This is a genomic window from Rhizobium fabae, from assembly GCF_003985135.1.
In the GTDB taxonomy this organism is placed as follows: Bacteria; Pseudomonadota; Alphaproteobacteria; order Rhizobiales; family Rhizobiaceae; genus Rhizobium; species Rhizobium pisi.
Genome location: NZ_ML133654.1, coordinates 179,245 through 192,504, shown reverse-complemented (window position 1 = coordinate 192,504; position 13,260 = coordinate 179,245). Strand labels below are relative to the sequence as shown.

The window sequence follows — 13,260 nt, the reverse complement described above, 5'->3', positions numbered from 1 at the left end:
ACGCGGGAGGCAATGGCGTGAAAGAGTTGGAGGGCGGACGAACCGGGCAGATCTGGCGCAACGGCGATACCGTCGTCCGGCCGTCGGGCGCATGGACGCCGACGGTGCATCGGTTCCTGCGCCATCTCAAGCGCAGAGGCTTTCGGGGAGCGCCTGATCCCATCGAGATATCAGGGGAAGGCCAGGAGGTCGTCAGCTACGTCGCCGGGCGGGTCTGCGAAGACCTTGGCGATCCCTCTGTCGGATCGGAGCGCATGCTGATTTCGGCGGCAAGGCTTCTCAGCGATTTTCATTCGGCATCCAGAGGGTTTCTCGAAGCGGATGGCGAGGTCCAGACCTGGATGTTGCCACCACTGGAGCCGCGCGAGATCATCTGCCACGGCGACTATGCGCCTTACAACGTCGCTACCGCAGATAACGAGACTGTCGGTATCATCGATTTCGACACGGCCCATCCCGCACCGCGCCTGTGGGATCTCGCCTATGCCGTCTATCGCTGGGCACCTCTCTCCGATCCCGCCAATCCCGGCGTGGCATTCGGCCTCGACGAACAGTTGCGGCGGGCGCAAATCTTCTGCTCCGCTTACGGCGCGACGGCGGAAGACCGCCTCCAGCTGCCCGAGGCGATCTGCAGGCGGCTCCAGGCGCTCGTCGATTTCATGCTGGCGAGTGCTGCGGCCGGAGACGAGACCTTCGCGGAGGACGTCGATGCAGGAGATGCCCGGCTGTATCTCGGCGACATCACCTATATCGGCAGGCATCGGGACCGGCTGCTGGATGCACTGCGCTGATTAAAGCCACTTCCTGCGGCGGAAGAAGGCGAAAAGGCCAAGGCACAGGACGGCGATGACGCCGAGCACGACGAAATAGCCATACTGGAATTTCAGTTCCGGCATGTCGCTGAAGTTCATGCCGTAGATGCCGGCGATGGCGGTGGGAACGGCGAGGATCGCCGCCCAGGCGGCGAGCTTGCGGGCGATCGCCGTCTGCTCCGTCTGGCCGATCATCACGCTGGCCTCGAAGGCGAAGGCCAGGACCTCGCGTAGCGCATCGATATCTTCCTGAACCCGGCGCACGTGATCGGTCACATCGCGAAACAGCGACTGGAGCGTCGGATCCATGCCGGGAAGATCGATGTGCTCGTATCGCCGGCAGACGTCGACCAGCGGCACCACGGCGTTGCGCAGCCGCAGGAGCTTGCGCCGCAAAAGATAAAGCCGCTCGATATCGGACTTTCCCAGCTGTTCGCGCAGCACCAGATCCTCGAGCTTCTCGACTTCCTCCTGCACCACCTCGATGACGGGCATGTAATTGTCGACGATGAAATCGAGGATCGAATAGAGAATATAGTTCTCACCATGGGCAAGGGCGGCGGGCGTCGCCTCGCATCGCTGCCTCACCGCCAGATAGGAGGAGGATTCTCCGTGGCGAACGGACACGACATAACCGCGGCCGACGAAGAGATGCGTTTCGCCGAAGATGATTTCGTCGTCCTTCATGTGGGCGGTCCGGGCGACGATGAACATCGCCTCGCCATAGATCTCCAGCTTCGGGCGCTGGTGCGGCTGCGCCGCGTCCTCGATCGCCAGCGGATGGAGATTGAACTCGGCCTGGATCTGGTGCAGCAGCATTTCATCCGGTTCGTGCAGACCGATCCAGACGACGGCGTTCTCCCGGTTTCGCCATTCGCCGGCCTCCTCGATCCTGATGTCGCGAATGCGCTGCCCATGCTCGTAAACGGCGGCAGCCACGACACCGGGCCGTTGTTCAGGACGAGGCGACGCCGAAGCGCTGCCTTCCCGCGTGGGAACACTCTCCAGATCCTTCAGCCGTTCCAATCTGTGATCCTCCCCATTCCCAGGATCGCCTATTCGCGGTTCCCGGAGTCACGCGTCCGCGACCAACGCCGGCCAGACGTTACGCCAATCATAATGCCATTTCGTAAAACATTCATCCGTCTCGGCGCGAGCGGTCGATTGACCGTCCCTGCCAGGCAAAGCAGGGGAACCGATAGCCGAAGGGTAGCGCGCTTCCTTCTTTACCCGTCGCGACCTGAAAGCCATGCGCGGATATCCTCCAGCGAACGAATAAGGATCGAGGCGTTATCTCGCGACGGTATAAAGCCCCAATCTTGCCAAAATCGCTCAGCTTCTTCATCGATCGCCCGGACGACGATGGCCCGCCCACCGACGATATCGGCTCCGGCAACGCAGCGAAGAAAGGCATCCTTCACGAGCGCCGATCCGATGCCTTGGCCCTTGTAGCGGCTATCTACGGCCAATTGCCCGATCAAGAGGCATGGAATTGGATCAGGCGGACGTCCTGTCCTGATCTTGCGAGGCACGATGTTGGGTTCGATGACGGTTGGTGCGAGGCCGTAATAGCCAATTACCCTATCGTCGTCACAAACGACAAAGGTGCGGGTAAATCCACGCTGCTGGTTCGACCCTGCAAAGTTCTGCAACCAAGAATCCAGTGGCGGCTTGCCGCAAGAGAACCCCTGAAGTCGGTGACGCCCGTCGAGAAGTTCAACATTCGACAGCACCACCGGTCAGTTTTCCCATGGCGCCTTGCGCTGCAAGCGCTCTGCTACTTTCGACGGCGGTGCAGAGGGCGCAGCTTCGATTGCTGCAACAAAGGCATCGAAAGCATCCGGAGATAGGCGGATAACGCTTTCACTCAGGATCGCCATCTGCGCCTCATGCACCGCGGCACGTCGCATAAACTCCGTGCGTGAAAGACCGGTGAGCGCTGCACCACGGTCAATGACTGCCAGATCATCATCGCGAAAGCGCATCGATACTGGTATTTCCTTGCGGGGAGCAGTGTTTGCCATGGTTTTCCTCATGCGGCATCAGGAAACTATATAGAGAAATGTAACGCGGAACGCAATACATCGGAATGCGCTTCATCAATTCCGGCTCCTGTCATCGATGACGATGCATCGATAGACGGTTTTTGCGCTATTGGGATATCCCTGCGCAAAAAGGCGCTGGGCATTGGGGAAAGGTGGTAAAACGGCATTTTAGGTCCTGCGCAAATCGTTAAATTTTTTTTGGTAGAAATCTCCCTATCAATCCGGCCTGAAACCGGAATTTCGATTGAGGGTTCTCTATGCGCCGACCAAACATCAAATCGAGTTTGTTGTTGATTTTCAGCGGCATAGCTCTTCTTTTCGGTCTTGTCGCCTATCTTGCGGTCGACGGCCTTCGCAATACCAACGGCTCGACCGAGGAAATTGCGACCCGTTGGCTGCCGAGCGTGCAGGCTTCGCAGACGATCAATCTCAACATGACGAATTTGCGCCTTGCCTACCGCGATCACATCATCGCGCAGACGGAGCCCGAAAAGAAGACGCGCGAAGAGGCCATCGCCAGCGCCGAGAGCACGATCCGCAAGTCGGTGGACGCCTACATTCCGCTGATCTCGTCTGACCGCGAGCGCGACCTGCTCAAGACGATCAAGGAAAGCGTGGAAGGCTACATCGCCAGTAGCGCCCAGCTGCTCGTCCTTTCCCGCGCCAACAAGACAGAGGAGGCCGGGAAGTATCTGGGCGGCGAGATGCGCGCCTATTCCGACAAGCTCAAGGAAGCCACGGCGACCCTGGTCGAATTGAACGTTAGCGGCAGCAACCAGGCCGCTGAACTCAGCAAGACGGTCTTCGCCTCCATGGAATTCTACCTGGTTGCCGCGATCGGCTTTGCCGGATTGCTCGTTCTCGGCGCGGTGTTCTTCGTGCTGACGGGCATCGCCAATCCGATCGTCGGCATCACCACCGCGATGCGGCGGCTCGCCGAAGGGGACACCGCTTCGGAAATTCCGTTTGCCGGCCGCGCCGATGAGATCGGATCGATGGCGGAAGCGGTGGAGATTTTCCGCCAGGCCGCGATCACCAACAAGCGGATGGCAATGGAAGCCGATGCAAGCCGCAGCCGGACGGAGGCCGACCGTATTGCCGCCCAGAACCAGGCGGAGGCCGACGCCTCGGAACGGCTGCGCATCGCCACCTCGGGGCTTGCGGCCGGCCTGAAGCGACTGGCCGACGGCGATCTCGCCTTCCAGCTCAACGAGACCTTCGCACCCGATTTCGAGGCGTTGCGCCACGACTTCAACCAGTCCGTCACCCAGCTCGGCGCAACGCTGAGAGCGATTTCCGAAAGCATCGGCACGATCGACGAAGGCACGCGGGAAATCTCTTCGGGCGCAAGCGATCTTTCCAAGCGCACGGAGCAGCAGGCCGCTTCGCTCGAGGAAACCGCCGCCGCATTGGAAGAGATCACAGCGAACGTGTCCAACTCCACCAAACGGACCGAGGAGACGCGCAAGGTCGCCACAGAGGCAAATCACAGCGCCGTCATCTCCGCTGACGTCGTTTCCCATGCCGAAGAGGCGATGGAACGCATCGAGACCTCGTCGCAGCAGATTTCCAACATCATCAGCGTCATCGACGAGATCGCGTTCCAGACCAATCTGCTGGCGCTGAATGCCGGCGTGGAGGCGGCGAGAGCCGGCGAAGCCGGCAAGGGCTTTGCCGTCGTCGCCCAGGAGGTGCGCGAACTCGCCCAGCGCTCGGCAAGTGCTGCCAAGGAAATCAAGGGGCTGATCCAGAATTCCTCGAAGGAAGTGGAAAGCGGCGTCAAGCTCGTGCGCGACACCGGCCAGGCGCTCAAGACCATCGGCGGCTTCATCACGCAGATCAACCAGCACATGGATTCGATCGCAACCTCGGCGAAGGAGCAGTCGATCGGCCTCAGCGAAGTCAACGGCGCGGTCAACCGGATGGATCAGTCCACGCAGCAGAACGCCCACATGGTGCAGCAGTCGACGGCAGCATCCGACTCGCTGGCGCAGGAAGCCCAGAAGCTTCGCGAACTCGTTGCCCAGTTCAGGCTCGACGATGCGGGCTTCAGCCAATCGGCAGCCCTTCGCTCGACGGCAAGATCAATGGCGCAGCCGGCAGGCCGAACAGCCATCCAGGCGGTTGCCGGGCGTCGCTGAACGGCGGCCCGCACCAACCGCCGCTCATAACCTCATGTGAGGCGCCCGGCATTGCCGGGCGCCTCTCGTTTGTCAGGACGCGAAGGCCGGATTGCGCCGTGCGCCCATCCTCAGCACGAAATAGATCGCTCCGCCGATGCCGACGCCGAAGAACCAGCCGTAGGTGCCCCACCAGTCCGGAAGGATGCTGGTGAAGGTCGGCAGGATCGAGGAGAAGAGCGCACCCACCACAAATGCAATGAAGGCGCTGGCGTGCCATCCGTTCTGGAAGCGGAACTCGCCGTTCTCATGGTAGAGCGCCTCGACGTTCAGCTGGCTCTTCCGGATGAGATAATAGTCCACCATCATGATGCCGAAGATCGGTCCCATCGTCGATCCGATGAAGTTGACGAAATGCGCCGCACCCGTCTCCCAGGGAGCAAACGGATAGAGCACGAGAGCGATCAATGCGGCGATGTATCCGCCGCGTTTGAAATTGATCTGGCGCGGGAAGACATTGGCGAAGTCGAAGGCCGGCGACACGAAGTTGGCCACGACGTTGATGCCGAGCGTTGCGATCGCGAATGTCAGCGCGGCAAGCAACGCCAGGAACCAGCTTTCGAATTTCGCCGATATCATTTCGGGATGCAGCAAGACCTCGCCGTAGACCGTGAAGGCGGCCGTGGTGGTGACGCCTGCGACGAGGCAGAAGGCCAGGAGGTTGATCGGCAGGCCCCAGAGATTGCCCTTCCGCAGCGCCTTCTCGCTCGTCGCGTAACGCGAGAAATCGCAGAAGTTCAGGTAGAGTGCTGCGAAATAGGTGATCCAGGTGGCGGAGACGGCGGCAAGTGCCGCAAAGGAGCCGGGTTCGCCCGGCACGCCGGCATCCTTGGTCTTTTCGATCAGCACATCGCGCGGGATCTCGGAACCGAAGGAGAAGGTGCCCGATTTGACGACCAGATAGACCGCAAGGATCAGCATCATGATCCAGACGGCCGGCCCTGCCCAATCCTGGAACTTTCGGACCGTCTCCATCCCGCGCTGGATGATCAACAGCTGCAGCGCCCAGACGATGACATAGCAGATGACCTCCAGCGTCGAATGGCCGAGCAGGTGGCTGTTCTGGTGGAAGGCGAGCAGGCTTTCGTTGCGGATCAGCAGGGCGACGATGGCGCCGGATGCCGCAGCCGTCTGCGCCCCGTACCAGAAGCAGGCGACCACCGCCCGGACCAGTGCCGGAACATTGGCGCCGAACGTGCCGAAGGAGGCGCGCGCCAGCACGGGAAAGGGCACGCCCGTGCGCACGCCCGCATTGCCGACCAGGCTCATCAGGAAGAAGATGACGAGAGAGCCGATACCGATGGCAATGACGAAATTCACGAAACTGCCGCAGAGCAGGAACAGGCTCGCCGCCAGATAGTAGCCCCACAGGCTGTGGACGTCAGACGTCCAGACGTTGAAGATGCTGAATGCACCCCATTTGCGCTCCGCAGCGGGTGCAAGATCCTCGTTATGCAACGAGGGAGACGGATTTCGTATGCTCATGTATGCCCTCCGATATCCTCGCGGTCAAATTCGACCACAGGCGGAAGTCTGCTCTTCATTTATGCATCTGACAATTTAATAGTCACATTATGCACATGCTCTTTTGAAGGCGATTATTGCGAACCAACGACGCGCCCGGCCAGACGGAATGGGCTTGAGATGGCGGCACCCGCGGCATCGAAGACGAAGGCGCCGACATCTCCTGGGCTCGAACGCTTGCCGTTTTCGAAGCTGGCAATCTGTGCGCCGAATTTGACAAGCGATGCATAACGGTCGTGCCCCAATCCGTCGGACGCCTGGATCGACGTGATGTCGATGACCCGAACCCTTTCCTTCAACGCGGCCTCCCGAATGACGGGATCGTCGATATCGAGCCGTCCGACGCGCGCCCGCTCCTCGGCGATGAAACTCGAAGCGACGAGCGCCCCGTCGTCTTTGGAAACGAGAAGGGAGATCGGGATCGGCATCTTGCCGATATCCGCCAGCTGGGACCGGAAGACATCGACGTCTATATCGGGGGCGGCAAGCACCACAACCAGCTTTCCGACGACATCGTCGCGGTGCTGCAGCTTGAGCTGGCGCACCGTCTCCATCACCAGGAACCCGCCCATGCTGTGCCCGAACAGGATGATGCGCTTCACCTTGCCTGAAGCAGAGAGCGATGTGACGAGGGAATTGAGTTCGCTGCGGGAGGAAAGTGCTGCATCGCGATCGGCGACATATCCGGTGACGGATGCGGCCGAAGGCCAGGAAAACAGGATCGGCGCGCCCTGTATATTGGCGTCCGCGGCGATCTGGGCGGTGCGATAGAGCGCCTCCTGATAACTGTAATTGTAGCCATGCACGAAGATGCCGATCGTGCCGTCCGCCTGCACGGAGGCGAGTGCCTGCCGCACGAAAGCGTCCTTCAGAAGTTGCTTGCGCTCGACGACGGCAAATTGCCGTTCCGGGTCCGGCTTCGCCGTCGGGTAAGTGATGGCGGTGTCCTTCCTGCCGGGAGGAACCGAAAACGCGTACTCCTCATAGGTCAGCTTCTGGGCCCATGTGCCGCCGAAGCCGCCCCGCAAGCTGTCGGGAGATCTGTTGGTCGCAGCGAGCACGCTCACCCTGTCCGGGGCCGCTTCGGAACCAACCGGTGCGCTCAGATGAACGGGCTTCAGGACTTCAGGCGATGGTCTGGTGGTGCAACCCGTCAGCATTGCCAGGCCGATCGCGACGATGATGGCGGGAGCTGCCTTCAGCTGCCGGGGGCGTTCTTTCGTCATCGATCCGTTCCCCCTGGGGACCAAGGGCTCCCGGGCGCATCGGCCCATCTCGTTTTCAGGCAAGTCATTCCAGTTCCGGTGTGGGACGGCATCGCCTACGCCATCCCACCCATTTCGTCGCGGCCCGTGTTGCAGCGGCCGCGGGGCGGCCGTAGGCGATGGCCGACGAGGCCTGTTCCTCATGCCTCTGCCGCAGCTTCTGCCCGAACGCCTTCGTCCCTCGGGATCCTGAACCAGGCGACGTAGAGCGCCGGCAAGAACAGCAGGGTGAGCGCGGTTCCGACAACGATGCCGCCCATCATGGCGTAGGCCATCGGCCCCCAGAAGATCTCGCGCGAGATCGGGATCAGCGCCAGCGTGGCGGCTGCCGCCGTCAGCATGATCGGCCGCATGCGGTGTTCGGTCGCCTCGATGACCGCCTGCCACGGCGCCATGCCCTCGGCGCGCAGATGCTCGATCTGCACGACCAGGATGACGGAGTTGCGGATCAGGATGCCGATGAGCGCCAGCACGCCGAGGATCGCAACGAAGCCCATAGGAGCATTGCTGAGCAACAGTGCCGCGACCACGCCGATCAGTGCCGTCGGCGCGACCGCGAAGACCAGGAAGAGGCGGCTGAAGCTCTGCAGCTGGATCATCAGGATCGTCGCCATCGTAAAGAGCATCAGCGGAGCGACAGCGGCGATCGGCCCCTGAGCCTCGGCGCTGGATTCGACCGCGCCGCCCACTTCCACCTTGTATCCGACAGGAAGCTTCTTCTCGAACTCTTCAACTTTCGGCTTCAGCTGGTCGACGATCGTGGCGGGCTGCGTCGAACCGATGACGGCTGCCTTGAGCGTGATGGTGGGTTGCCGGTCGCGCCGCCAGATCGTCGGCTGCTCGAGCTCGTAGCGGAAATTCGCCACGGCCGAGAGAGGCACGACCTTGCCGTTGGAGGTGGAGAGCTGCAAATTCTGCAGCGTCTGGACGGAGTCACGCTCGGATGCGCTTGCCCGCCCGATGACGTTGACCAGGTAGATGTCGTCGCGGATCTGTGTCGCTGTCGAGCCTTCGACGATGCCGTTGAGGGCGGTTGCGATGTCCTCGGAGGAAACGCCGAGTTGGCGCGCCTTGTCCTGCAGGACATCGACCTTCACGACGCGGGAAGGTTCGTTCCAATCCAGCACCATGTTCGACAGTAGCGGATGCGAACCGACGACGCCGGCAAATTGCTGGGAGATATCACGAACCTTCTGAATATCGGGGCCGCTGATCCGGTATTGGACCGGCTTTCCCACCGGCGGGCCGATGTCGAGAAGCTTCACGAAGGCGTCGGTGCCGGGGAAGGTTTTCGTCAGGTAATCCTGCAGCTGCGCCCGCACCTTGTCGCGCACGTCGAGCCCTTTCGTGACGATGATCGTCTGTCCGAAGGTGACATCGGGCGTCTGCACGTCGAAGGACAGGATGAAGCGCGGCGCGCCCTGGCCGACATAGGTCGTCCAGTGATCGATATCCTTGTTGCCGGCCAGCATTTCCTTTTCGAACCTGGCCATCTGCCTGTTGGTCTCGGCGATCGAGCTGTTATGCGGCAGGTTCCAGTCGATGACGAGCTCGGTCCTGTCCGAGTTCGGGAAGAACTGCTGCTGCACCAGCCCCATGCCGCCGACCGAAAGAGCGAAGACGCCGACCGTCAGCACGATGGTGACCCAGCGCCAGCGCATCGCCAGCCCCAGAAGCCAGGAAAAGACGGCAGCGAAGCGGCCCTTCTTCTCGTGATGCGACTTCATTGTCTTCGGCAGGATGGTGACGCCGAGAAGCGGCGTGAAGAGCACCGCGACGATCCAGGAAACCACCAGCGAAACCGCGATGACCACGAAAAGCGTGAAGGTGAATTCGCCGGCGGCGCTGCTGTTGAGACCGACCGGGATAAAACCCGCGACGGTGACGAGCGTTCCCGTCAGCATCGGAAAGGCCGTCGACGTATAGACGTGGGTGGCGGCCTTCCTGAGATCGTCGCCCGCCTCCAGGCGGGCCACCATCATCTCGACGGCGATCATAGCGTCGTCGACGAGCAGCCCGAGCGCGATGATAAGCGCGCCGAGCGAGATGCGCTGAAGCGAAATGCCGGAATATTCCATCACCACGAAGGTGATTGCCAGCACGAGGGGAATGGAGATCGCCACCACCATGCCGGCGCGAAGGCCGAGGCTGATGAAGCTGATGACGAGCACGATGACGATCGCTTCGAAGAGCGCGCGGGTGAAGCCCGAAACCGCTTCGTCGACGACGGCAGGCTGATCGGAGACGCGGTGGACATCCACGCCGATCGGAAGATCGCCAACGACCTGTTTCATCCGGGCGTCGAGCGCCTCGCCGAACTCCAGCAGGTTGGCGCCCTGCTTCATGCCGATCGCGAGCCCGATCGCAGGCTGGCCGTCGTAGCGGAACAGCGACGACGGCGGATCCACGTAGCCGCGCTTGATCGTGGCGACGTCGCTCAGCGGGAAGAAGCGATCATTGATGCGAAGGTTGATCGACCTGAGGCTCTCCTCGGAGGTGAACTGTCCGCTCACCCGCAATGCGATGCGCTCCGGCCCGGCATCGACGAAGCCGGATTGCGTGACGGCATTCTGGGCCTGCAGGGTCTGGATCACGGACTGCTGGTCGATGCCGAGCGCTGCGATCTGGCGCGTGGAGAATTCGAGATAGATCGCCTCGTCCTGGGCGCCCATCACATCGACCTTGCCGACATTGGGCACGGTCAGAACCTCCGAACGGGCGTTTTCGACGAGATCGCGAAGCTGCCGCTGGGTCAGCCCGTCGCTGGTGAAGGCATAGATATTTCCGAAGACGTCGCCGAAGCGATCGTTGAAGAAGGGACCGACGACCCCGCTTGGAAAATCGCCCTTGATGTCGGCGATCATGTTGCGAATGCGCAACCAGGTCGGCGCCACATCTTTCGCCTTGGTTGTTGGCAGCAGCTCGACGAAGACGGTGGTCTGGCCTGCAACGGTCTGGCTCTTGGTGTAGTCGAGCGATTCCAGTTCCTGAAGCTTCTTCTCGATCCTGTCGGTCACCTGCCGCGTCACCTCCTCGGCGGAGGCGCCGGGCCACTGGGCGGTGATCACCATCGTCTTGATGGTGAAGTTCGGGTCTTCCTCGCGGCCGAGGTTCAGGTAGGAGAAAGTGCCGGCGAGAATGAAGACGATCATGAAGTACCAGACGAGCGAACGGTGTTCGAGCGCCCAGTCGGAGAGATTAAAGGACTTCACTGGCTAATCTCCTGGTCGATCCGGATGGCCTGGCCATCGTCAAGTTTATGCACGCCTGCCACGACCACCCTTTCTCCGGGGGAGAGCCCTTCGGTGACGCGGACGGAGCCGCCGTCGACGACATCGCCGTCGATCTTCACGCGGCGCAGCGATACTTTCCTGGCCGGTGCGTCGACGATCCAGACGCTCGGACCGTCGCTGCCGGCAAGGATGGCGGAAGACGGCAGCATGATCTCGGGATCTGCTGCGATGGTTGCAGAGGCGGTGATGACAGAACCGAGCCTGAAGGCTTCAGGCGGGTCGGTCAGCGCGATCTTGGTCCTGCTCGTGCGGGTGGCGGTTTCCGCCTCCGGCGCGATCTCGCGCACGATCCCCGAAGTGCGGATCGTTGGATCGAGCTGCAGCGTCACGTCGAAGGGGGCGCCGATCTTCAGTTTCTGGGCGGCGGCCTGGGGCACGTCGACCACGGCGTCGCGCTTGTCCGGCCGGGCAATGGTCACGACGGTCTGGCCGGCCGACACGACCTGCCCGACTTCGGCCGAGGTCGCCGTCACCACGCCGTCGAATTCCGCCTGAAGCTGCGCATAGCCGAGCTGCTCCTTGGCCTTGTCGAGGTTGGCCTGCGCCTTGGCAACGGCGGCCGCGGCCGTCCGCCTCGCCTGCTCGGCCTCTTCGAGCGAGGCTTCCGTACCGGAGCGCGATTCCAGGAGCGCGCGCTGGCGCTGCTCCGTGGTCACCGCGTTCCTGAGCTGGGCGTCGCTGTTTTCCACATCGGACTGGGCGCTGCGCACGGCAAGCTCCAGTGCCACCGGATCGATGGCGGCAACGACATCACCCCGCTTGACGATATCCCCGACATTGACGTTCCGGGCGATCATCCGCCCGAGAATCCGGAAGCCGAGCTCGGTCTCGATCGTCGGTTCGATCGTGCCGGTCAGCCCGAGTCTGGTCGCGGGCGTCTGCCTGACTGTCACAGACAGCACGGGACGGGGCGCCTCCTCCTTGCTTTCTTCCTGCTTGGTGCAGGAGGAGATCAGGGCCGTACCCATCATCAGTGCGATTATCTTGGGTCGAATACTCACTTGGAAGCTTCCTTGACATAAGACACGATTTCACCGGGCCTGAGAAACTTGGTCCCGTCGGTCACCACGACATCCCCTGCCGACACGCCCGACTTCACGATGAAGCTGCCGGTCTCATAACCGGCGACATCGATCGCCTTGACCGAAACTGCGGACGATGCGGGATCGACGATCCAGACGGCGGGCTTGCCCTCCTTGGAGGTCATTGCCGACCAGGGAAGCTGGATGACGTCCTGCGAGAGGTAGCGGAATCTGCCGACCACGGGAGCGCCAAGCGGAATGGGGGCGTCGCTCGATATCGCAACCTTGACCCGGATGGTTCCGGTGGAGGCGTCGATCGTCGGCGAAATCTCACGAACCTTCGCCGTGATTTTCTGCGAGGGGTCTGACAATAGGTTCACTGCGCCATCGCCATCGATCGGGCGCAGGAATGCGCTTTCCACAACTTCGAAGACGGCATCCCGGTCGCCGTCATGGGCAAGGGTGAAGACGACCTGCGCTGCCTGCGCCACCTGTCCGGCCTCGGCATTGCGGGCGGTGATCACGCCGTCGGAATCTGCCTTCAGCTCCGTGTAGGACAGGGTATCCTGGGCGGTTTCGAAGAGCGCCTGCGCCGACTTGGTCGAGGCCTGCGCGGTCAGAAGCGCTTCCTGTGCCTGGTCGAGCGCGGCGCGCGTCGTCACCTGCGTTCGAAACAGGCTCTGCTGGCGGTCGAATGCAAGCTGCGCCTGGGTCTGCTGCGCTTCAGCCGACTGAAGATTGGCCGCCGCCACATCCAGGTCGGCCTTCTGCTCTTCGGGATCAATGCGCGCGAGCAGCTGCCCCGCTTTCACGGACTGCCCGACTTCCACCAGCCGCTCGGTGATCTTGCCGCTGACACGGAAGGACAGGTCGGTCTGGACACGGGCGCGGACTTCCCCGGTGATCGCGCCGCCCTGAACCAGCGGCTCGGGCTTGGCGACGACGACGGCGACCTGCCGCGGGGTGGGCTCGGCCGGCCCGCCGGCATCGCTGCATGATCCCAGGCCGACGGCGCATAGGATCGTTGTGGCGACCAGAATGGTTCTCATAGTTGACCTCTTGCTCTCAACGGCAGCTCATATATAATTGACTGACGCATTAGTCAATGAAACTTTGTGC

10 protein-coding genes are annotated in these 13,260 nt (G+C 62.0%); 2 read left to right on the top strand and 8 right to left on the bottom strand.

The features are described from left to right. Positions 1-17: 17 nt before the first annotated feature. Complete coding sequence (locus EFB14_RS21435) at positions 18-791, top strand: phosphotransferase (protein WP_126828792.1); 774 nt, start codon at positions 18-20, stop codon at positions 789-791. On the opposite strand, the gene corA is transcribed toward EFB14_RS21435, so the two are convergent. The 3 genes from corA to EFB14_RS21420 all read right to left on the bottom strand — a co-directional run bounded on the left by corA (position 792) and on the right by EFB14_RS21420 (position 2,836). After that, entirely contained in the window at positions 792-1,838 is a 1,047-nt protein-coding gene (gene corA / locus EFB14_RS21430; RefSeq protein WP_126828791.1) for a magnesium/cobalt transporter CorA, read from the bottom strand. A gap of 200 nt (positions 1,839-2,038) precedes the next feature. Next, positions 2,039-2,545 (bottom strand): GNAT family N-acetyltransferase, encoded by a 507-nt coding sequence (locus EFB14_RS21425; RefSeq protein ID WP_126828870.1) that lies wholly within the window; start codon positions 2,543-2,545, stop codon positions 2,039-2,041. Between the two features lie 6 nt (positions 2,546-2,551). Further along, positions 2,552-2,836 carry a type II toxin-antitoxin system TacA family antitoxin gene (locus EFB14_RS21420; RefSeq protein ID WP_126828790.1) on the bottom strand — a complete coding sequence of 95 codons (285 nt, stop codon included), beginning with the start codon at positions 2,834-2,836 and terminating at the stop codon, positions 2,552-2,554. 278 nt (positions 2,837-3,114) lie between these two features. On the opposite strand from EFB14_RS21420, the gene EFB14_RS21415 reads away from it, so the two are divergent. Continuing rightward, the gene (locus EFB14_RS21415) at positions 3,115-4,998 is read left to right on the top strand and encodes a HAMP domain-containing methyl-accepting chemotaxis protein (RefSeq protein WP_126828789.1); all 1,884 of its coding nucleotides are present in this window, start codon (positions 3,115-3,117) and stop codon (positions 4,996-4,998) included. A gap of 72 nt (positions 4,999-5,070) precedes the next feature. On the opposite strand, the gene EFB14_RS21410 is transcribed toward EFB14_RS21415, so the two are convergent. The 5 genes from EFB14_RS21410 to EFB14_RS21390 all read right to left on the bottom strand — a co-directional run bounded on the left by EFB14_RS21410 (position 5,071) and on the right by EFB14_RS21390 (position 13,190). Next, entirely contained in the window at positions 5,071-6,522 is a 1,452-nt protein-coding gene (locus tag EFB14_RS21410) for an NCS1 family nucleobase:cation symporter-1 (protein WP_125844278.1), read from the bottom strand. Between the two features lie 113 nt (positions 6,523-6,635). Further along, positions 6,636-7,787, bottom strand: coding sequence for an alpha/beta hydrolase (locus EFB14_RS21405; RefSeq protein WP_126828788.1), 1,152 nt, complete (start codon positions 7,785-7,787; stop codon positions 6,636-6,638). Positions 7,788-7,966: 179 nt separating this feature from the next. Further along, positions 7,967-11,038, bottom strand: a complete 3,072-nt coding sequence (locus EFB14_RS21400) for an efflux RND transporter permease subunit (RefSeq protein WP_126828785.1) — start codon at positions 11,036-11,038, stop codon at positions 7,967-7,969. After that, entirely contained in the window at positions 11,035-12,120 is a 1,086-nt protein-coding gene (locus EFB14_RS21395) for an efflux RND transporter periplasmic adaptor subunit (protein WP_126828781.1), read from the bottom strand. The genes EFB14_RS21400 and EFB14_RS21395 overlap by 4 nt, the downstream gene beginning before the upstream one ends. Continuing rightward, positions 12,117-13,190: an efflux RND transporter periplasmic adaptor subunit gene (locus EFB14_RS21390; RefSeq protein WP_126828779.1), complete on the bottom strand. Its 1,074-nt coding sequence runs from the start codon at positions 13,188-13,190 to the stop codon at positions 12,117-12,119. The genes EFB14_RS21395 and EFB14_RS21390 overlap by 4 nt, the downstream gene beginning before the upstream one ends. Positions 13,191-13,260: the final 70 nt, after the last annotated feature.

Bases quoted from the DNA above. Each gene is read 5' to 3' on its own strand.
- EFB14_RS21420 (WP_126828790.1), bottom strand. From the start codon at position 2,836: ATGGCAAACACTGCTCCCCGCAAGGAAATACCAGTATCGATGCGCTTT.
- EFB14_RS21415 (WP_126828789.1), top strand. From the start codon at position 3,115: ATGCGCCGACCAAACATCAAATCGAGTTTGTTGTTGATTTTCAGCGGC.
- EFB14_RS21410 (WP_125844278.1), bottom strand. From the start codon at position 6,522: ATGAGCATACGAAATCCGTCTCCCTCGTTGCATAACGAGGATCTTGCA.
- EFB14_RS21405 (WP_126828788.1), bottom strand. From the start codon at position 7,787: ATGACGAAAGAACGCCCCCGGCAGCTGAAGGCAGCTCCCGCCATCATC.
- EFB14_RS21390 (WP_126828779.1), bottom strand. From the start codon at position 13,190: ATGAGAACCATTCTGGTCGCCACAACGATCCTATGCGCCGTCGGCCTG.